The organism is Pseudoxanthomonas wuyuanensis (genome assembly GCF_900215535.1).
Lineage (GTDB): Bacteria > Pseudomonadota > Gammaproteobacteria > Xanthomonadales > Xanthomonadaceae > Pseudoxanthomonas_A > Pseudoxanthomonas_A wuyuanensis.
In genome coordinates this window covers 1-19,761 of the sequence record NZ_OCND01000007.1, presented here as the reverse complement: position 1 = coordinate 19,761, position 19,761 = coordinate 1, and the positions used below count along the sequence as shown (strand labels likewise).

16 protein-coding genes and 3 pseudogenes are annotated in these 19,761 nt (G+C 59.6%); 14 read left to right on the top strand and 5 right to left on the bottom strand.

Annotation, left to right across the window (positions count from 1 at the left end):
- Nucleotides 1–174 precede the first annotated feature (174 nt).
- Both CRO39_RS14155 and CRO39_RS14150 read left to right on the top strand, forming a co-directional pair.
- Nucleotides 175–383 (top strand): annotated as a pseudogene (locus CRO39_RS14155) (IS3 family transposase); the annotation flags it as partial.
- 215 nt (nt 384–598) lie between these two features.
- Complete coding sequence (locus CRO39_RS14150; protein ID WP_141400816.1) at nt 599–1,531, top strand: hypothetical protein; 933 nt, start codon at nt 599–601, stop codon at nt 1,529–1,531.
- Nucleotides 1,532–2,231: 700 nt separating this feature from the next.
- On the opposite strand, the gene CRO39_RS14145 is transcribed toward CRO39_RS14150, so the two are convergent.
- The 4 genes from CRO39_RS14145 to CRO39_RS20580 form a co-directional block, all read right to left on the bottom strand.
- Nucleotides 2,232–3,170 (bottom strand): hypothetical protein, encoded by a 939-nt coding sequence (locus tag CRO39_RS14145; protein ID WP_097122610.1) that lies wholly within the window; start codon nt 3,168–3,170, stop codon nt 2,232–2,234.
- A gap of 91 nt (nt 3,171–3,261) precedes the next feature.
- Nucleotides 3,262–3,984: a Cthe_2314 family HEPN domain-containing protein gene (locus CRO39_RS14140; protein ID WP_141400815.1), complete on the bottom strand. Its 723-nt coding sequence runs from the start codon at nt 3,982–3,984 to the stop codon at nt 3,262–3,264.
- Between the two features lie 78 nt (nt 3,985–4,062).
- On the bottom strand, nt 4,063–5,076 hold the full coding sequence (locus CRO39_RS14135) for a hypothetical protein (RefSeq protein WP_141400814.1): 1,014 nt from the start codon (nt 5,074–5,076) through the stop codon (nt 4,063–4,065).
- A 66-nt stretch (nt 5,077–5,142) separates the two neighbouring features.
- The gene (locus tag CRO39_RS20580) at nt 5,143–5,613 is read right to left on the bottom strand and encodes a hypothetical protein (protein WP_141400813.1); all 471 of its coding nucleotides are present in this window, start codon (nt 5,611–5,613) and stop codon (nt 5,143–5,145) included.
- A 167-nt stretch (nt 5,614–5,780) separates the two neighbouring features.
- Here CRO39_RS20580 and CRO39_RS21405 point away from each other — a divergent pair.
- Nucleotides 5,781–6,107 (top strand): annotated as a pseudogene (locus CRO39_RS21405) (helix-turn-helix domain-containing protein); the annotation flags it as partial.
- 340 nt (nt 6,108–6,447) lie between these two features.
- Here the strand turns inward: CRO39_RS21405 and CRO39_RS14125 are convergent.
- Complete coding sequence (locus tag CRO39_RS14125; RefSeq protein ID WP_202926349.1) at nt 6,448–6,987, bottom strand: hypothetical protein; 540 nt, start codon at nt 6,985–6,987, stop codon at nt 6,448–6,450.
- Nucleotides 6,988–7,165: 178 nt separating this feature from the next.
- Here CRO39_RS14125 and icd point away from each other — a divergent pair, with 178 nt between their 5' ends.
- The 11 genes and pseudogenes from icd to CRO39_RS14065 all read left to right on the top strand — a co-directional run.
- Nucleotides 7,166–8,494, top strand: a complete 1,329-nt coding sequence (icd, locus tag CRO39_RS14120) for an isocitrate dehydrogenase (NADP(+)) (RefSeq protein ID WP_097122606.1) — start codon at nt 7,166–7,168, stop codon at nt 8,492–8,494.
- Nucleotides 8,495–8,783: 289 nt separating this feature from the next.
- Nucleotides 8,784–9,134: a hypothetical protein gene (locus CRO39_RS14115; protein ID WP_141400812.1), complete on the top strand. Its 351-nt coding sequence runs from the start codon at nt 8,784–8,786 to the stop codon at nt 9,132–9,134.
- Between the two features lie 33 nt (nt 9,135–9,167).
- Entirely contained in the window at nt 9,168–9,521 is a 354-nt protein-coding gene (locus CRO39_RS14110) for a hypothetical protein (protein ID WP_141400811.1), read from the top strand.
- A gap of 160 nt (nt 9,522–9,681) precedes the next feature.
- Nucleotides 9,682–10,014: a hypothetical protein gene (locus CRO39_RS14105; protein WP_141400810.1), complete on the top strand. Its 333-nt coding sequence runs from the start codon at nt 9,682–9,684 to the stop codon at nt 10,012–10,014.
- Nucleotides 10,015–10,247: 233 nt separating this feature from the next.
- Nucleotides 10,248–12,716, top strand: coding sequence for an XVIPCD domain-containing protein (locus CRO39_RS14095; protein ID WP_097122601.1), 2,469 nt, complete (start codon nt 10,248–10,250; stop codon nt 12,714–12,716).
- Between the two features lie 418 nt (nt 12,717–13,134).
- The gene (locus CRO39_RS14090) at nt 13,135–16,035 is read left to right on the top strand and encodes a bifunctional diguanylate cyclase/phosphodiesterase (protein ID WP_097122600.1); all 2,901 of its coding nucleotides are present in this window, start codon (nt 13,135–13,137) and stop codon (nt 16,033–16,035) included.
- Nucleotides 16,036–16,398: 363 nt separating this feature from the next.
- Nucleotides 16,399–17,280, top strand: a complete 882-nt coding sequence (locus CRO39_RS14080) for a hypothetical protein (protein WP_141400808.1) — start codon at nt 16,399–16,401, stop codon at nt 17,278–17,280.
- Nucleotides 17,277–17,822: a Tle-like phospholipase domain-containing protein gene (locus tag CRO39_RS14075; RefSeq protein ID WP_097122597.1), complete on the top strand. Its 546-nt coding sequence runs from the start codon at nt 17,277–17,279 to the stop codon at nt 17,820–17,822. Before CRO39_RS14080 ends, CRO39_RS14075 begins: the two co-directional genes overlap by 4 nt.
- Nucleotides 17,819–18,682: a hypothetical protein gene (locus tag CRO39_RS20570; RefSeq protein ID WP_141400807.1), complete on the top strand. Its 864-nt coding sequence runs from the start codon at nt 17,819–17,821 to the stop codon at nt 18,680–18,682. The genes CRO39_RS14075 and CRO39_RS20570 overlap by 4 nt, the downstream gene beginning before the upstream one ends.
- Entirely contained in the window at nt 18,679–19,491 is an 813-nt protein-coding gene (locus CRO39_RS14070) for a Tle-like phospholipase domain-containing protein (RefSeq protein WP_484564824.1), read from the top strand. The genes CRO39_RS20570 and CRO39_RS14070 overlap by 4 nt, the downstream gene beginning before the upstream one ends.
- Nucleotides 19,492–19,508: 17 nt before the next feature.
- Nucleotides 19,509–19,761 (top strand): annotated as a pseudogene (locus tag CRO39_RS14065) (hypothetical protein); the annotation flags it as partial.

Sequence of the window (19,761 nt, the reverse complement as noted above, 5' to 3'; positions counted from 1 at the left end):
ACCCACCGGTTTAACGGAGGTGGGTACCGCTACTAGAGGAGTTTCTACGCTCCTTAGCCCAAAGATTGCACCTGCAGAATGGCGGTTGTCAACCGTCTTCGGGGTAAATTTTTAAAGTGTGCTTTGACCCAGAATTTCATTAGCTCTCGCCTCCTTTGGGTTGTCTTTAGGTAGGACCGCTCGGCGGAGGGGCGAGTGCTCAAGTGCTTGATGATCGCGGACGACGCCACGCATGAAGCCGTGGCGCCGAGGTACGCTCTTCGGGCACGGTGTGGTCCGCGTATTGGAACGGTCGGCGCTGGGTCGCGGCCTGCCGAAGTTGATCCGCACAGACAACAGCAAAGGAATTCTGTAGCAAGGCGATAGTGGCCTGGGGACGATCGCCTCTGATGCGCGCCGGCACCGTCGTGGCAGTACAGTACATGAGCACCCAACAGATTGAACGGTTCGTGCGCTCCAACATGTCGGGATCTCTGCAGTTTGTATCCGTAAGTGGTTGTGGTTAAGAGCCACGGACATTCCGCCAGTTTCTATAGAATTACTCAATTGCCAGCTTGCTCGAAGTAGCGCTGGCAGGGATTAGAGGCCAATTTAGATAATGACTAAGAACGAACTTTCAGAGAAGATGGGACTGGGAGGGAAAGCCGTGTTGTTAGTGGCGGCTGCCGCAGTGTTGTTAGCGGGCATTCTTTATTGGAGTAAGAATGCCGAGCCTGTTCAATCCCAGTCTGTTGTGGCAGCAAGGTCATTCGATGCCACAACAGCCGCGGCTAGCGCAGACGGTTCGCAAGCCCGACTCCCTGCAGAAGTGTCCGGCAAAGCAATGTCTGCTCAAACCTTCAGTGAGTTCGAGACTCGATTGAGTCGTGAGGCCATTCCGGAAGGCGAACGAGTTTTTCTGACGTCGCAGGTAGCTTTGTTCTGCGAGAGCTACAAGCCCCGGGGACAGCTTGCTGCTGAGAGAGAAAATGCGTCCTCTCAGATGGTCGCAGAGAGTTTTGGCGATAGGTTTTGTAAGGACTATACGGAGGGAGGATTGGCTGCCCAGCAGGAGAAGCTGCTAAAACTGCCGGGGAATGATCGAGTCCTCGACGCGTACTCGTTTGTCACTGCTCTGTACGAAGGCGCTGGTTCGGGGACTGCAGATGGCCGGCGCGAGGCAATGACTGCGGCTCAGCATCTGGAGAAAGTCATGCTATCCGACCACGCCGGCAGCGAAGGCGTCGTAGCGGCCGAAGCCCTGCAGCAGGTCGCATACGTAGCTCCGAGAGTGGCGAAGTTAGCGCAATCGCACTCGTGGAGTTTGAGCGACGCCGAGTTGGCGGAGGCCCAGTTGATAGCAGCGCAGATGCATAGTTGCAAACGTTACGGCGGCTGTGGCGCAAATGAAGTCATTACAATGCATCTCTGTGGTACTCAGAAGACTTGCAAACCTGGCGCCACCGCCGAAACGGTTTGGCGAGAGACGAACTCTCCTCAACTGATTGCCGCAGCACTGGCTATTTATCAGGCCCAACGCACGGGTTGGTGATAACTAGGGAGGTACGCTGGTGCAAAACAGAGGGCAGATCAGATTTCTGGAGATCTCGTGGAGCGGAATCGCATAAGGCGAGTCCCTTCCGGAGCAACGCGGAGTAGTTCCCCTCCGTCCCTTTTCGGTTCAAAAGTCCGGCGTTGGATCGACAGGATTCGCGAGCACGGCATCCTCCAGAACTACAGTGTCATGAACATCGATCAACCTTGAACGACACGAAGGTGCCCCCTACGCGGGGCAGTTTTCGCAGGCGCCGGATTGCTTACGCCAAGAGATACCGACGTAAGGCAAAAAACAAAGCTATGAAGCTCCTCAACGGGTACCGACAAATCATCAGCTATAACGCGCAATCCTTGCCCTTGACCGTTCAATGCATCAAAAACCTTCCTTAGAACAAGCGACGTCTCCCGCTCAGAACTATTGATCTCCTTGGTCCTCATTCGAGAACAGGGGTCAGAGTAGAGTTTCATCAACCCAGCATTGCCTGACCTCCGATCAGCATTAGGAAGAACCGGGTCAGGGAAGAACCGGGTCAGAGTACCTTTTCTACTTAGAAATCGTACTCTGACCCCGTTTTTCAAGGGGAAACCTCAGACTCTGACCCCTGTTTTCGAAGGGCTGCGTAAGGATAAGTCGCCCCGCTAAGCGGCTTCGGCTTGAATGAGTAGGCATGCGTACGGGAGACTAGGCACGGATGTCATAGCCCAAAGAACATTCTTCTGTCCGCAGTCTCATGTAAGTCGTGCCGAATGATGTGGTAGTTCCGCGGCTCAACTGTTTCAGATCTGAGCCTGAAGGGAAGTTCATCGATACAGATCTCTGCAACAAGAGCGCTAAAGTCCTTGCTGTAGCAATCCTTTAGAACTTTCAGGTTCGTCGAGGGAAAGCTGTCCTTGAACTCTTTGTTGTACTCAGGATAGAAGTACCTAATTAGTGAAGCCTCATAGAGTGTTGTGCGCTCCGCTTCGCTTGTGTTGTACAACTTGTCCAGACCTGACTTCACCCTCTCTCCGTCCTCATCTTTGTTCTTTGCGAAAGGATTGAAGACGGTATACAACTGATTGCTAGGTTGGATTGAAAGAAGCAGGACGGCCAGGCGATATCCGTCCGGGATGCCTAGTAGTGATATACGCTGGAGAGTTTCGTGCTTTAGAAGACGGTCTAGCGCATTACGTGAGCCGTCATGCCCGTAGGCTTGTCCGATGTACTTGACGTTGAAGTCAATGCCACCCGTTTCTCTGCTCAGACGCTGCTGTACCTCATCTGGATTCAGCCAGTATGCCTCACCAGCTGAGTCTTCCAGGCAGTAACGATCTTCCTCTTCCTTCAGCACATATCCTTCTGGAACAGGGTAGGCCAGTGTGTGCTCGTTTCCAAGAACCGAATAAGTCAAATGAATTCCATCTCCATCCTGTCGTGCGATTTCGAGGGTTATTCTGGGCACGTATCCAATGAGATAAATGTGACAGGACTCAATGACAGGCATAAGAGGAGCTAGCGCACTCTTGTCGTATATGCTCTCAGCAAGAAGAGTGCAGTACCCCAGAGCGTACATACCCAGCGCATGCTCGACGTCAAACATGCCCTCCTCAAGAATCTTTTGCAGCCGCGCACGCTTCTCTTCTTGATCTTTCATTGTCTTCACTGTGAGTCGCGGAAGAATTTGCGTAGCATATCAACGCCTGAATTAAGCCGCGCCGCGAAGCGGCGTCGGCTTGAATGGATTGTTAGAAGCCGCGAGCCTTGAACTGGGCTTTCTGGAACGTGTACTCCACCGCAAGTACATCAAAAAGGTCCTGAACGGCTAAAGCCAGCTTGGCGTTAAAATTGCTGAACTCTTGCTTTTTTGCAACTACGAATTCTCGCAGATAGGTTGCACGAAAGGCCTTGAGATTCGCTCTTTTCTCCGCGGGCATTGCGTCAAGAATTGCATCTTGGTAGAAGAGTTCAATGCGGCGCATCTTCGCGTCAAGAAGCGAATGCTTGTGAATGATTGTGTGCCGGTCTTGGGAGTATGCATCCAGGATTTTCCGTAGGGCCTTCAGCTTTGCGACGACAGTAGGGCGATGCTGAACCTTTGTATTTGTGACGATTACACCATGCGTTACGTGCTCCTCATGAACGCAGAGGTGAAATACTGAGTTCACTAGCTGCAGGGCTCTGTCGTACGCAGCATTGACGCGAACCAGGTAGTTCTCAATGTTGTAGATCAGATGATCTGCGCGAGAGGCCGATATCTTCTTTGAGTAGTCATAGTTGGTGAGAAGCTCAACGGCAAAACTCAGCTGATCAAGCCATGTCAACGCGTGTGCCAGATGAAAGCCGACCCCTTGACGATAGAACTGATACTCATCAATCGCCGCGTCGGATGGTGCCAGCACCCCTGGGTCTTCATTCATTGAAGCCCGCGCATCTTCGAAAACAAGTTGAACGAACTTGCTTTCTTTCAACGTGCCGAAATGATCTATCGCGGGTTCTAGCACTTGAGTTAATCCGCGCCGCTGAACGACGGCGGCTTGAATGAGCTGTTAGAGGGAGCGCGCATTGAGGTCAAAGCTCCAACCGCACGAAGAACATGAGACGGTGTTCTCATTGTAGAGTGTGATTAGCGATTCATCTGAGCTGAAAACCTGTGCATTGCAGGAGGGACAAGGCAACTCGTCGCTGAGCAAGGCAGACTTCATGTTCCTGAGTGCATCAGCGCCGAGGTGCTTGTGGGGACCGGAATCGATCCAGTAGGCAAACCCGATGGCGCTCCGGATCTGGGTTAGATCGATACCTTCTTGCCGCTTTGAAAACGTCGCCAGTAGTGCCTCAACCACCTCAACTGCATGTAGCAGAAGAGGCGGAAGATAAGAATAGAGTCCATTCCATTGTGATTGACGAGCATGGTCATCGGAGAACACGAAATTGAAGTTTGCAGGCTCCGTCTCCAAGGCCTTGAAGCTGGTGACAAGATGGTTGGCCTTTTGGAACAAGTCCTCAAACCCCGAAGAAAATCTCTTGTTGTAACGTAGGTCATAGATCAGTTCTGAGTCCAGCCAATGACCCATTGATGTCTTCTCAACAGCCAGCCGAATGATCTCCTTCTTTCGAACGTCGGTGAGCAGCCTCACAGACTTTGCGGATGGCCTGTCGTCTTTGAACGCGGCAAGCATGTCGCTTGGATCTGCAAGTAGCCATTCGAGGTAGAACAGGTTCTCCTTCAGTGGTTTGCGTAGAAGTGCGAATGAAACAGTAATCTTTCCTTTCTCTGAGCAGCGCAATGCCTCATACAGAAAGTGAAGCATGTCTGCGAGAAGCGCTGCAGTAATCTGCCGATAGTACATATCCAGGATCACTGATTGATGGCCGTTATCATCGAGCCACTCAAACAACGATTCGCCTGTAAGGCCCTCTGAGATTTTCTGATCGCTGATCAGTTCAACGTCAAATATCTTGGCCTCTTCGCCTAACTGGAGCGCAGCGACTAGCTGATCATGTAGAAAGAAACAGAAGTTGTGGCTGAAGTGGAGCTCTTGCGGCAGGTGTCCGTAATCCACGTTCAGCGCTCCTCTATCGCCTGAGTTCAACCGAGCCGCTAAGCGGCTTCGGATTGAACGGAATTGTTAGGCGCCAGCTGCATTAGAACCGAAGAGAACCGTGAAATAAGCCGCTATTGCAGCAGACGCCACGGCAAGAAGAATGGCAAACAGTCTATCGTTGCGTCTGACTCTAGACTCCTCCAGTCGCAGATAGCCGGAACCTGTCAGAGCAAGCATTTGACCTTTAAGGGTCTCGCTACCGCCGTGGACTGACCAAGTATGGCCCTTGTAGCTAGCCGATTGCTCAGCAGAGCTCATTGCGTAAAGTCTCCAAGAGATCATTTGATTCTTTGATGCGAGAGTCCGCACTGCACTTGAGCTGTCAGACAATAATGCATGCGAATCTTCGATGTAACCTTGAGATAGAAGCGAAGCAAGTGGATAGAAATCGCGGTGGTCGTTGAACTTGCGTGGCAATGACTTTGCAAGATCCTCTAGCGTCATCTCACCGCGTTTGCTCAAAGTACTCAAGATTTTTGTTGCAGTATCGATCATGTTTGCCTGGCGCCTAACGCCTGAATTAAGCCACCCGCGAAGCGGGTTCGGCTTGATTGAATTGTTAGGCCTCGCAGGTTAACAAAGTAAGTGCAACACCCGCGGCGCCCGAAGAAGGGGTGAGCTGGCAGACTGTAGGGGATCCCTCCGGCAAGAGAAGATCCCGCATGTACCACCAGCTCACCGAAGGTGAACGATACACCCTGTCCCTGCTCAAGCGGGAGGGGCGCTCGCTGCGAAGTATTGCTGCTGCGTTGGACCGCAGCCCCAGTACCATCAGTCGCGAGCTCCGGCGCAACGCTACGATGGTTCAATGCAAGCCGCGGCCGCTGTATGTGCCGAGCAAAGCCCAAGAGCAGGCCAATGGGCGGCGCCGGCGCAGCCGCCGCGTCAGGCAGCACGCCCCGGGCGTGTACGCACACGTGGAGTCACTGTTGGCCCAGCAGCAGTGGAGTCCGGAACAAATCGCAAACCAGTTGCCCGAGCAGTTGGGCGTGCAAAACAGGGGTCAGTGCAAAACAGGGGTCAGAGTAGAGTTTCATCAACCCAGCATCGCGTGACCTCCGGTCAGCATTGCGTGCTCTCAGTTCAACGGCGCTGGGTTGGTGAAGCCAACCCAGCCTACGGTTCTTGGTAGCTGAGCTTGCCCCGGCTACGAGGTCGGCTGGATCGAAGCGTACCGGGTAATCGAATCCCCGGTAGGAGCAGCCCACGGCCGCTGTAGGGGCGCCGTCCTCGGTGCGGGTGCTTTCCCGGTTGGCCTGGGAAAAGCAAACGCTCGCGCCGGGGACGGCGCTCCTACCTCTACCTCGCTCCTACCTCTATCTACGGCGACTATTCGCCCGTGACCGGCTCACGCCGATAGACCCCCAGGAAGCTGGTCTGCCATGTCTCGCCTCCGTCGTCGGAAATCTGCCAGTGCTGCTTCACGCGGCCGTCGGTATGGGGAGTCCAGCTGATCTTCTGTTTTTGGATGGTGCCGCCGGTGCCCGGCAATTCACCGGCCATGACCATCGCGCCGTCCTGCAAGCCGCCCTCCAGCCGCAACACCACGCCATCGGCGCCGACCCAGAATTGCCGCCAGACCCCGTGCTGCGCGTCCCAGGCGTTCAAGCTGACGCCATCGCTGCCCTTGGCGCTGCGCCAGTGTTCGGTCAGCCAGCAGCCGTTGGCGCTGCGTTCGATGGTGTTGTATCCCTGCAACTGGTCGCCGGAAGGCCCGCCATGGACCGACCATTCGCCCAGCCAGAAATCGAATTGCCGGTGCGGTTCGGAGCCGCAGGCGGATGCCGGCGTGACGGCGGGGGCCTGCGCGCTTGCGGCGCTTGCGCATGCCGCCATGGCCAGGCCGGAGAGGATGGATAGCCGTTTCATCGCCTTCTCCGGTGGGGATTGCTGGCAGGCTAAACCCGGCCGGGCGGCACACCAAGTGCCATGCAGCGTTCTGCCACCGGGTTTTGCCCCAACCGGCATAAACCGCGACAATGGGGGTCCACGTTCAATCCACTCGCGTCAGCCCTCACGTTGCGCGTCCTTTACCGGGAGCAGTTCCATGGCAGAACCTGTCCTCACTCCGCCAGCCGGCGGTGAGAAGATCACCATTTCGGGCGGCAAGCTCAATGTGCCCAACCACCCGATCATTCCCTTCATTGAAGGCGATGGCACCGGCCCGGACATCTGGCGCGCCAGCGTGCGCGTGCTGGATGCGGCGGTCGAGAAGGCCTACGGCGGGGCGAAGAAGATCCACTGGCTGGAAGTGTTTGCCGGCGAGAAGTCCAACAACCAGTTCGGCACCTGGCTGCCGGACTCCACCGTGCAGGCCTGCCGCGACTACCTGGTCAGCATCAAGGGCCCGCTGACCACGCCGGTGGGCGGCGGCATCCGCTCGCTCAACGTGGCGCTGCGGCAGATGCTGGACCTGTACGTGTGCCTGCGCCCGGTGCGCTGGTTTGAAGGCGTGCCTTCGCCGGTGAAGAAGCCGGGCGATGTGGACATGGTGATCTTCCGCGAGAACACCGAGGACATCTACGCCGGCATTGAATGGGCCGGCGGCAGCGCCGAGTCGCAGAAGGTGCTGGACTTCATTGCCAAAGAATTCCCGCAGCCGTTTGGCAAGATCCGCTTTGGCACCCAGGAAAAGGTCGACGAATGGCAGCAGGCGCTGGCAGGCATCGGCGCGCCCAAGCGCGAGCTGGGCGTGGAAGTGGGCATCGGCATCAAGCCGGTCAGCCGCCTGGGCACCGAGCGCCTGGTCCATAGCGCGATCAGCTACGCCATCGAGAACAAGCGCAAGTCGGTGACCCTGGTGCACAAGGGCAACATCATGAAGTTCACCGAAGGTGGCTTCCGTGACTGGGGCTACCAGGTGGCGCGCGATTTCTTTGGCGCGGTGGAACTGGACGGCGGCCCGTGGCACGTGATTCCGGAAGGCAAGCCGGGTGCGGGCCTGATCATCAAGGACGCCATTGCCGACGCCTTCCTGCAGCAGATCCTGCTGCGCCCGAAGGAATACGACGTCTCGGCCACGTTGAACCTCAACGGCGACTACCTGAGCGATGCATTGGCTGCGCAGGTTGGCGGTATCGGCATTGCGCCGGGCGCCAACATCAACTACGTCACCGGCCATGCGGTGTTCGAGGCCACCCACGGCACCGCGCCCAAGTACGCCGACCTGGACAAGGTCAACCCGGGTTCGGTGATCCTGTCCGGCGAAATGATGCTGCGCTATATGGGCTGGACCGAAGCGGCCGACGCGATCATCGACGGCGTCAACAAGGCCATCGCCAGCAAGCGCGTCACCTACGACTTCGCCCGCCTGATGGACGGCGCCACCGAAGTGAAGTGCAGCGAGTTTGCCGACGAGATCATCAAGCACCTGTAACCGTCGCTGTTTGCTGTAGACCAGAACGCCCGGCTTGATGCCGGGCGTTCTTGTTTTGGGTGTCCGAATTTTGGCTTGAGATTGGGCCTGTTGCCTGGACAAGCGGCTTGCGGGGCTACTGCCGGCTACATCGATGACCCGCTACGCCTCGATTGACGCCTTCATCCTTACGCGCCACCATCGTTCTGTGTGTTGATGGGAATCGACAAGGAGCACGACGATGCATGACGCGAAGGCATAGAGCTGGATCCCGCGGGCCCTGGTTGGATTGGCGCTTGGCGGTAGCCGGATGGCGTCCTTCACACCGGCACAACAACCGAAGTACGGATTGGATTGGTACTTCAACGCCTGTGGTACGGCCAGTCCGGGCAGCCGCATTCCAAGCGGTGGCGACCATGTCATCAACCACATCAAGGCCGGCGATTTCGTCAGTGCCACCAGTCCGCATTTCGGGCAGGTGCGTATGTATGCCAGCGCCGACGAGATCGCGACCCTGCATACCGCCGGTTACGCCAACGACCGCAATCCGCTGGACCCGCGCGCCGGGCGTGGCCGCGGGCATGCTTGCCGGCTCGCACAACCAGTCCGAGCGTCTCGGTCTGCCCATCAGAAGCGAGGCGATCGTCTACGACGCCTGTGAAACTGCTGAATTTGATGTAAAGGAGATATGCCCATGAACCAAGTCATCGATCCCATTAAGCTCAAGGCTGCCGCCGAGCATCTGGAGTGTGTGCTGAGGCAATATCCGGATAGCGAAGATATACAAGGCTTACTGAATAGCCTATTGCCGCTGATTGAGGACGCGAAGGCAAACCGGATTCTTGAGCCGATAGGCAGGACAGAGATTCCTGGCACCTATAACTTTTCAGATGGGCTGTATGCAGCCTACAAGAATCCTGATGTTGGCGATGCCTATGCTTCTTTCGGAATAGAGATGGGAGGTGGCCTAACCGAGCAGGACAAACAACGGCATGCCCGTATGGAGGCAATGCGGAAGGCGATAGCCGAGGGCTCTGGCCATGAGTGAGCATGGTCTAACCTCCGAAGAGCTCAAGAAACAGCACGTCGCTGAAATTACCGAAGTTAATACCCTTATCTGCCTGCTCGCTCACCCCATACGTTCTAAAGGGTGCTCTCGCCTACGACGCCTGCGAAACTACTGAATTTGATGCAAAGGAGATATGCCCATGAACCAAGTCATCGATCCCATCAAGCTCAAGGCTGCTGCCGAGCATCTGGAGTGGGTACTGAGGCAATACCTAGATAGCGAGGACGTGCAGGATCTGTTACGCAGCTTGTTACCGCTACTTGAGGATGCCAAAACTGGCCGAGTATTGGAGCCAGTAGAAAGTATCCCATTCGCATACAGCTTTGCGGACGGAACCTATACTTCTTACAAAGATCCGGATGTTGATGGCGCTTATTACCAGTTCGCCGCCGAAATGAGAGGCGGGCGGAGTGAGCAGGAAGAAAGGATTATGGCTCGAATTAGAGCCATGACGCCGAGGACTGAGCCATGAGCGGGAATGGACTAACTCCCGAAGAACTTAAGGTGCGGCACGCCTCCGCGGTTGATAAAATCGACACCTTTGAGACTCATGGTGTTAGTAGACAAGCGGCACTCAACTATTTGGAAACGCCAGAAGGAAATAGATTTTTGCGGATCCTCAAGGAGGCTGCGCCAAATGATCATGAATATAAAATTGTAGACCGCGCCATCGGTCAAATCACCTCCGGTCGCGACCTCCCGCGCATGGAGGTCATCAACGAACCATTGGTCAAGATTGTCCCCGCCGGCGATAGCGTCTCGCCGTACTCGCCGTTCTTTGCCAGGCGATCCGAATTCGAAGATGCGCTGGCCAAGGGGCACAACCTGTCCGAGCGTTTCGGTCTGCCCATAAAGAGCGAAGCAACCGTTTACGACGTCCACGAAATCCGCCCGAAAGGCGCCACGGAGGTTTTTGTCAGCCGAGTTGCGCCCACTTCCGAGTTGGGCGGCCAGGTCGCTAAAGCCGGCGGCGCCGAACAGTACCTGGTGCCGAACCGCGGTTTGTTCACCGAAGCCACCCACGTCACCAGCATCGGTAACGATCTGACTTTGCACCGGGACCTCGTCGTCAGCAAGGGATTGGGCGCGCCCATCGTCGCCGCCGAAGCTGTCGCCGCGCGCGGCCTACGCGGCGGCACGGTTGCCAAAGGCCTGGGCGCAGCCGGCGTGGTGGTCACAGCCTACGATGCGGCCGATACGCTTCACGATGTGTCGCGCCTGCGCGCGCAAGGCAACGCCACTGCCGCCCAGGCCCAAATCGAACGTTTTGCCATCCAGAATGCAGCCGGCTGGAGCGGTGCGGCGGCTGGCGTCGGCCTGGGCGCGGCGGCCGGCGTGGAAACCGGTCCCGGCCTGCTGATCACCGGCGCCCTTGGCGGTGTCGTCGGCGCGGTGGCCGGCGACAAGGTGTCCGACTGGATCAACGAACGCAAGATCAACCGCCAGCAGGACCCGCAGGGCAATACCTGGACCTTCGATCCCGACCATTCGGAAAGGGGCTGGACCCGCACGCAACGCGATCTGGACGTGCAAGCCATGTCGGCGACAACGGTCGACATGCCTATCTACAAGACCCGCACCCTGGCCGCCGACGCGGAGCTGTCGGACCGGCTGACCTGGCAGGCCTCGCGCACCTCGATCGAACTGGCGCTGGGTTCGCCGCCACGCGGGCGCGATCCGTACACGCTTGCGGCCAATGAGCACGATGCGCGCAGTGCGCGCGAAGCGCCCTGGACACGCGACCCGGACACGCGGCAATGGAGCCGCGAAGTGAGCCTCATCGTCGACTACCGCCACAATAGTGCGGTCTACGAAAAACACCTTGCTGAGGCCAGTCCGCAGCGAGCGGCGGAGTTGGAAGCCGCATCGCAATCGCTCATCGCGCAGAATGCCGCGCAGACTCCGGTGGCATTGGCGGCCCGCTTCCAAGCCGCCTATGAACGCAACGACTGGTCACGGTACGGCGCCCTGCCCGAAGGGGTGGCCGATGCGTTGCAGCACCCGGGTCGTATTGTGGGCTCCGACGGAAGACTGTACGAACGCAACCCACAAGGGCAATGGACGCATGATGGCTTGTTGTGGGACAGCCAGGCGCAAGCGAATCTCAAGACCGAATTGGAGGCCACCTACCGGCAACAGCAGGCGAACGCGGGCATTCCGACACTGGAAACGGTGCGCGTGACTCCGATGCGGGAACACGAAGCTGCGCAACCGATGCCGGCTTCCCCCGCACCAACGCCGCAACCGGTCCGCAGCGAGGCTTCCGTCATCCCCACCACGCAACCCCAGGCCCAGACCGCGCCTCCCCCGGTGCCCGAGCACCTGCGCGACTTCCGCCATTCGGACCATCCCTTGCACTACCGCTACACCCAGACGCTGGCGGCGGTGCATGCGCTGGAAGACCAGCGCGGAATGCCGCACGGCCGCAACAGCGAGCAACTGGCCGCGGCCCTGCTGGCCAAGCTGGACACCACCCCGTTGGCGGGGGAGAAAGACGGCCGCGCGCATTTCGGCCCGGTGGGCTCGGTCGAGCTGCGCGGCCAGGGCGCGGCGACCGAGGCGGTCGTGGTGGAGCGGCGCGACTACTACCATCTTCCGGCCCGCCAGCTCGGCGTACCGGTCGACCAGGCCCTGCGCCCGGTGGAGCACACCGCCGCCGCCTGGGCCCGGCAGAAGATGCCGCACCTGTATGCGCCGGCCGAAGCATCCCAGGCGCAGACGGCCCGGCCCGTGCCCGAACAACTGCCGGCCTACGACCCGCGCCATCCCGAACATGCCGGGCACCGCGGCTACCAGCAGCTGCGCGGTCAGGTCGCCGACACCTACGCCAAGGCCGGCATGGCCCTGAGCGAGGACCAGCTTGAGCGGGCCACGGCGGCGGTGGCGCTGTCGAACCGGCAGAAGGCGTTGCCGCAGGTCGACCTGCTTGTGCTGTTGCCTGACCGCGCCAGCGGCACCCTCGGCCCGGACAGCCCGCTGGTGGCGCAGTACGGCGACGGCAATGCGGCGGTGCCGCTGCGCAGCGAAACGACCGCGCAGCAAATGCAGCGGCCGGCCGAGGAAACCTACCAGCAGCTGCAGCAAGTGGACCAGCAACTGGCACTGGAGCAGCGGCAACGCGAACAGCAGCGTGAGCAAGCCCAAGCGTATGGTTCCGGCATCACCATGGCGTAACCTGATTACCCATCAGTCGCATCCTCACAAGCTCACCATGCTGGATGCGCGATGCGGGTGATGAGGTGGGGTAAAGGCCATGCACGGCGATCGAACGGACATAGCGGCGCCACCGAAGTGAAGTGCAGCGAGTTTGCCGACGAGATCATCAAGCACCTGTAACCGTCGCTGTTTGCCGCACACCAGAACGCCCGGCTTGATGCCGGGCGTTCTTTTGGGGGGGTTCCCTCACCCCGGCTTCATCCCGCAGAAAGGCTTCAGGGAGCGAATACGGTCACGGTACGTTGCCCAGACGGCGCGTAGGCTTCTGGAGACATGCCTCCCCGCCGCCCCTCATGAAAGCCAGCATTACCCTTTCTGCTGCCTTCACCCGTGACCGTATCGACGGCGGCGCCAGCTGGCGCCTGGCAGGGACGCGGTGAGCACCTCGCGCCTCGGGGTTCCGAATGCCACCGCCCCGGCGCAGGCCGAAGCCATAGCCAACCGCCTGCTGCATGCCGCCACGCCGGCCGAGGTCATCGATGTGCTGCTGCAGGCCGACCGCCACACGCCGGACATCACCGTGCTGTGGTCGACGCACTGGCCGCACAATATCGTTTGCCATCCTGCCGCGCCTCATGACGCCAACCTGGCGGCGGTGGCGGTCGATGCGGTCTCGGTCGCACGGATGGGCGGCATCCTGCCCGCAAACCTACGCGTCCTCCACGACGACGGCGACCAGACGGCAGCGGTGCTCCATTGCGCCAGCGGCTGCCCGGAACTGCTGGAAGCAGCGACGCACCGCCTGGGCGAAGTGCTGGCGATACAGGGCATGCAGGAGAGCGTGGCGCGGCTTGAGCAGGCGGAAATGCTGCAGCGCTCGCTGTATGCGATAGCCGACATGGCCGGCTCCGACCTGGACATGCCGGACATGTTGCGCGGCCTGCACCGCATCGTTTCGGATCTGATGTACGCGGAGAACTTTTACATTGCGCTGTACGACAGCGATCGCGACAGCCTGCGCTTTTTGTACTTCGCCGACGTGGTCGACACCCAGAAGCTCAGTCCCGACGAGGAAATTCCGCTGTCGCGGTTCGAGCACGGCCTGACCTGGTACCTGATCCGCGACCGCAAGCCATTGATGGGATCGACCGAGCAACTGCGGCAGCAGGTGTCCGGCCCGTTGCGCGTACACGGTGCCGACAGCAGCGACTGGCTCGGTGTCCCGATGCTGCGCGATGGCCACGCCCGCGGGGCGCTGGTCGTGCAAAGCTACCTTGCAGGCAGCCGGTACACCACCGCCGAAATGAGCCTGCTCGCCTTCGTCGCCGAGCATACCCTCACCGCGCTGGAACGTAAGGCCTCGCAGGAAGTGCTGGAGCAGCGGGTCAGGGAGCGCACCCGGCAACTGGCCGAAACCAACGTCCAGCTACGCCATGAGGTAGAGGAACGCGAGCGGGGCGAACGGCTGCAGGCCGCGCTCTACCGGCTCGCCGCGCTCGCCAACGCCGATGGCGCCGGCGAGCGCTTCTATCACCACGTACACGCCATCGTCGGCGAGCTTGTCAACGCGCGGAATTTCTACATAGCGCTGGTTTCCGAGGATGGCTCGACCGTATCGTTCCCCTACGCGCAGGACCAGCACGAGCGCGACTGGAAACCACGGACGGGGCGGCTTGGCCTGACCGAGTACGTGCTGCGCACCGGCAAGCCGCAGCTGGTCGATGTCGCCCGCATGCAGGCGCTGATTGAGGCCGGCGAAGTCGAATCCGAGATGATGGTCAAACCCACGCTCATGTGGTTGGGCGTTCCTTTGCTCGGCGCAGACAGTGCGATAGGCGTGGTGGCGGTGCAGAGCTACGATGCCGGCATCGATTTCGACGAACGCGATGCGGAGCTGCTTACCTTCGTTTCCTACCAGCTGGCCAACAGCATCCAGCGGCGCAAAGCCGACGACGCCCTGAAGCAGGCCAACGCTTCGCTGGAGCAGCGGGTGGAAGAACGGACCATCGAGCTGCGCAAGCAGATTGCCGAGCGCGAACGGATCGATGCGCAGTTGCAGCACCAGATCATGCATGACGCGCTGACCGGGCTGCCCAACCGCATTTATCTGCTCGACCGTCTGGACCGCGGCATTGCCCGCCTGCAGCGCTACCCGGAACAACGGCTGGGCCTGCTGTACATCGATGTGGATCGCTTCAAGGTGGTCAACGACAGCCTTGGCCATCTTGCCGGCGATGAGGTGCTCAAGGAAGTTGCCCGGCGTTTGGAGTCCTGCGTGCGCGAACCCGACGTAACGGCGCGCCTGGCCGGCGACGAGTTCGCCATTCTGATCGAACAGGCGCAGCTGCCGGAGACCGCTGCCAAGGTCGCGCGACGCGTGCTGCAGTCGATGCAGCCGGCGATGGCCATTGGCGACCGCGAGCTTCGGGCTTCCATCAGCATCGGCATTGCGGTCGTCGGCCAGAGCTACCGATCGGCCGACCACATCCTGCACGACGCCGACATTGCCCTGTACCGCGCAAAAGCCGCCGGACGCAACCGTTTTGTGCTGTTCGACGATGCCATGCAACACACCGCGATGGGCGTGCTGGACCTGGAACAGGCGCTGCGCGATGCGCTGCTCAACGATGAGTTCATGCCGTACTTCCAACCGCTGGTGCGGCTGACCGATGGTGCCATCGTCGGTTACGAGGCGCTGCTGCGCTGGAATCATCCGCAGCATGGCGTGCTGTTGCCCGGCGATTTCCTGAAGGTGGCCGAGGAGAGCGGATTGATCGAGGCGATCGACTGGCGCATGTTCCGGCTGGCCATGGAATGCAGCCGCGACCTGATCCGCGACAACGTGTACGTCACCCTCAATGTTTCGCCGCGCCTGTTCCAGATGGAAGGTTTTGATAGACGGCTGCTCGAGCTGGCCGCGGACAGCGGCTTCGACCCGGCGCACCTGCGGCTGGAAGTCACCGAAGGCACCTTGCTGGTCGACCCCGAAGCGATGGTGGCAGTGCTGCAGCGGCTGCGCGAGGCCAGCATCGAGGCCGTGCTCGACGACTTCGGCACCGGTTACTCATCGCTTGGCCATGTGCATCGCTTCCCGCTGAAGATGATCAAGATCGACCGCAGCTTTGTCAGCCCCTTCACCGCCGGAGTGTCGCCGCGCAGCTCGGCGGTGATCGAAGCGATCCTGGCGCTGGGCCGTTCGCTCGCTATCGAGATAGTGGCCGAGGGCATCGAAACCGAATACCAGCGCGAGGTCCTGATGGCGATGGGCTGCGAGTACGGCCAAGGCTATCTGTTTGCGCAACCGCAACCGGCGGCCCATTGGCTGGCCGGCGGCTGAGGCCGAGGGATGGACCGGGGTCTGGGCCAGACATTGGCCCAGCATCCGAAGTTACCTACGGAGCACGGCTACGCTGATAACCCGCTGCACCTCGATTGACGCCTTCATCCTTCCGCGCCACCATCGTTCTGTGTGTTGATTGGAATCGACAAGGAGCACGACGATGCACGACGCGAAAGCATGGAGCTGGATCCCGCGGGCCTTGGTTGCGTTGGCGCTTGGCCGCAGCCGGATGGCGTCCTTCACGCCGGCACAACCACCGAAGTACGGATTGGATGGGTACTTCAAGGCCTGTGATGCGGCCAGTCCGGGCAGCCGCATGGCCAAGCATGTTCCCACGCCAGCGACCACAAGGATGTTGGTATGAACCGACATGACGATGACGATGACGGCATTGATCCGCGCAGGAGACTGCGGGCCAACGCAGGCGACAAATTGCATGACCTGCAGTTGCGGCGCGACCTGGACATCATCAACGGTCGGACTGCCAGCGAACTGGGGCCACTGCCGCCCGGCGGCCTGCCAGTTACGCCACGACGCAGGCCCAATCTTCCGGCTTCCGCTTCAACCTTGCCGCTGCCCATGACGGCCGGCCACCAGGAGAACGAGACGATGGATTTCAAATCGATGGCCGTTGCGGCCAGCATGGCGTTGGCGGCGTGCGCGCCGGTGCAGGATTCCCCCGGTTCTGGCGAGCAGTCCGAAGAAGAGCCCTTGCGCAAGATCAATCCGAATCCGAAGCGGGCCTATGTCATCACGATGAAGATCGAGGGCGCGCCGGGGCCGTTTGCGGTAGTTGAGGGTGTGGCGCACTACGAAGTAGAGAACCGAGAATGTGGCCGCTACCTGAAATTCGCCGGCACATTCCCGCGCATGACCAGTTCGGAGACGTTCGAGATGACTCGGATATCGGAGAACGAGTACCGAGGCATGGTGTACGCCGACCTGATTCTGGATGAGGATTATTTCGGAAGAGGTGTGTGTCGATGGAAATTCATAGGCACGGATGGGTTCCTACGCGCCACGGCCGATGAGCGTGACACAAGGTTCCGTCCAGGAATGAATGACGATGAAGTCTATGCGCAGAAGTCGGTCACAACCTACTTCTGGAAAGAACGCTATCCGCGCAGCCAAACGGAGGACTTTCCGTCCTTCGGATACACGGACAGAACCAGATTCGCACCGCATATTTTGGATAATGATCTGTTCACCATCACGCTGGTCTCCCAGGAGGTGCAGCCGTGAGCGTGACCTCCCAGCAATATGCCGGACTGGCAGATGCTGGCTACAGCAATGAGTACAAGCCGGGCACGTATCCGCCAGGAAAAGAACCGACATTCGAATACGAAGGAATCGAGTACAAAGTCCTCGAACACGCCAGCAACCCTTTCAACGGCTACCAAGGCACCATATACCAGCGCAAGGACACCGGCGAGATCATCGTCGCCCATCGCGGCACCGAGCCGGACCAGGGCCTGGGCCAGATTCTGCGGGACGGCGCACTGACCGACGGCGCCATGGCAACGGCCCGCATCAATCCGCAGTCAGCTGACGCCATTGCGTTGACTCAGCGCGCAATCGACCGAGCCAAGGACATCGGCCGCGAGACCGGCATCACCCCCGAGGTCACCGTCACCGGCCATTCCCTGGGCGGCACCCATGCACAAATCACCGCGCACCAGTTCGGCCTGCGCGGGGAGACCTTCAACGCCTACGGCGCGGCCAGTCTGGGCAGTCGTATAGTCCAGGATGCTTTCACGCATGCAACGACAAGGATGTTGATATGAACTGCCATGACGAAAACGATGACGGCATTGACCCGCGCGTGAAGCTGCGGGCCAATGCAGGCGACAAGCTGCATGACCTACAGCTGCGGCGTGAGCTGGACATCATCAACATACGGACTGCGAACGAACTGGGGCCACCGCCGCCCGGCGGCCTGCCGGTTGCGCCACGACGCAAACCCAATCTTCCGGCTTCCGCTTCAACCATGCCGCTGCCAATGAAGGCCGGCCACCAGGAGAACGAGACGATGGATTTCAAATCGATGGCCGTTGCGGCCAGCATGGCGTTGGCGGCGTGCGCGCCGGTGCAGGAAGAGAAACCCTCACGCAAGCTCAATCCAGATCCGAAACGAGCCTACACCATAACCATGACCATAGCCGGTGCGTCAGGGCCATATGAAATATCTAAGGGCAGCCTGCAATACAACATCGCAGACCAGCAATGCCTACCCCCAGTACGTAATTTTGCTGGCGTTCAAACTGAGCCCACGCATACCTCAATCTCATTTCCTTTGACTAAGGTCGCGGATGGCAGCTACGTTGGTACGATCTACCTAGACGCAATGTTGGAGGAGAATTTTTATGGGCGAGGAATTTGCCGTTGGGAACTTGCTGGCATCTTTGTTACAGCCGACATGCAATTTAATTCCAAACATTTTTATCCGTCACTAGCACTTTGGTACACGCCAGAAATGCTGCTTTCCGAGCAAGCGAAAACTTTCTATTTTTGGAAAGATGGGCTTGGTAGGCCAGATCCGTCTGATCCAGCTATCTTGGAGGCCCAAGGCCCAAAAGTTTTTCGCGCAGAGATCGAAGCAGAAGTATTTTCTGTTACTTTTTCTTCTAGGGCAGTAGTCCAATGAGCTTAACTAGCCAGCAGTATGCTTATCTAGCAGATGACGCGTACAAGCCCTATCCGCCAGGACCTCAACCCGAAGGTAAAGAGCAGAATGTTGTTCTCGGGGGAATAACCTACAAGGTCCTCGAACACGCCAGCAACCCTTTCAACGGCTACCAAGGCACCATATACCAGCGCGTGGATACCGGCGAAATCATCGTCGCCCATCGCGGCACTGAGCCCGACCAGGGCCTGGGCCAGATTCTGCGGGACGGCGCACTGACCGATGGCGCCATGGTGGCAGCCCGCTTCAATCCGCAGACAGCGGATGCCATCGCATTGACCAAGCGGGCACTCGACTATGCGGAACAACAAGGAAGAAAGCCCGGCGGCCAGGTCCCCGAAGTCACCGTCACCGGCCATTCCCTGGGCGGCACCCATGCACAAATCACCGCGCACCAGTTCGGCCTGCGCGGGGAGACCTTCAACGCCTACGGTGCCGCCAGCCTGGGCTACCGCATCCCAAGCGGTGGCGACCACGTCATCAACCACGTCAAGGCCGGCGATTTCGTCAGTGCCGCCAGTCCGCATTTCGGGCAGGTGCGGGTGTACGCCAGCGCCGACGAGATTGCGACCCTGCATGCCGCCGGCTACGCCAACGACCGCAACCCGCTGGACCCGCGCGCGCCGGCCGCAACCCGCTGGACCCGCGCGCGCCGGCCGTGGCCGCGGGCATGCTTGCCGGCTCCCACAGCATGCACCACTTCCTCAACACCGACGGCGAGGGCAAGCCCGACCGTTCCCTCCTGGCCGACCCGGCCGCGCGCCAACTGAGCCAAGTATTCGAACCCATGGTCGACAAGTACCGTGGCGATATTGCGCACGGACGTGCCGCCGCCACGATTGCCTTCCGCGGTCCGGCAGGCACTACACGCGACCTCATCGATGAATTGCGCGGTCCACTGCCCGCAGGCGAACCGGCAGCGCGTGCCGAGCAGGCCGCGGCGGTGCAGGCCGAGCTTGCGCAACGGCGCGCCGAATACCAGGAGCAGCGCCAACAGTTTTTTCGCCAACCGCTTCCCCCCATCGACCCGACCGCACCGC

What these genes read in the sequence shown, in the direction of transcription:
- CRO39_RS14150 (WP_141400816.1), top strand. Translation starts at nt 599, where the DNA reads ATGACTAAGAACGAACTTTCAGAGAAGATGGGACTGGGAGGGAAAGCC.
- CRO39_RS14145 (WP_097122610.1), bottom strand. Translation starts at nt 3,170, where the DNA reads ATGAAAGATCAAGAAGAGAAGCGTGCGCGGCTGCAAAAGATTCTTGAG.
- CRO39_RS20580 (WP_141400813.1), bottom strand. Translation starts at nt 5,613, where the DNA reads ATGATCGATACTGCAACAAAAATCTTGAGTACTTTGAGCAAACGCGGT.
- CRO39_RS14125 (WP_202926349.1), bottom strand. Translation starts at nt 6,987, where the DNA reads ATGAAACGGCTATCCATCCTCTCCGGCCTGGCCATGGCGGCATGCGCA.
- icd (WP_097122606.1), top strand. Translation starts at nt 7,166, where the DNA reads ATGGCAGAACCTGTCCTCACTCCGCCAGCCGGCGGTGAGAAGATCACC.
- CRO39_RS14115 (WP_141400812.1), top strand. Translation starts at nt 8,784, where the DNA reads ATGGCGTCCTTCACACCGGCACAACAACCGAAGTACGGATTGGATTGG.
- CRO39_RS14110 (WP_141400811.1), top strand. Translation starts at nt 9,168, where the DNA reads ATGAACCAAGTCATCGATCCCATTAAGCTCAAGGCTGCCGCCGAGCAT.
- CRO39_RS14105 (WP_141400810.1), top strand. Translation starts at nt 9,682, where the DNA reads ATGAACCAAGTCATCGATCCCATCAAGCTCAAGGCTGCTGCCGAGCAT.
- CRO39_RS14095 (WP_097122601.1), top strand. Translation starts at nt 10,248, where the DNA reads ATGGAGGTCATCAACGAACCATTGGTCAAGATTGTCCCCGCCGGCGAT.
- CRO39_RS14080 (WP_141400808.1), top strand. Translation starts at nt 16,399, where the DNA reads ATGAACCGACATGACGATGACGATGACGGCATTGATCCGCGCAGGAGA.
- CRO39_RS20570 (WP_141400807.1), top strand. Translation starts at nt 17,819, where the DNA reads ATGAACTGCCATGACGAAAACGATGACGGCATTGACCCGCGCGTGAAG.
- CRO39_RS14070 (WP_484564824.1), top strand. Translation starts at nt 18,679, where the DNA reads ATGAGCTTAACTAGCCAGCAGTATGCTTATCTAGCAGATGACGCGTAC.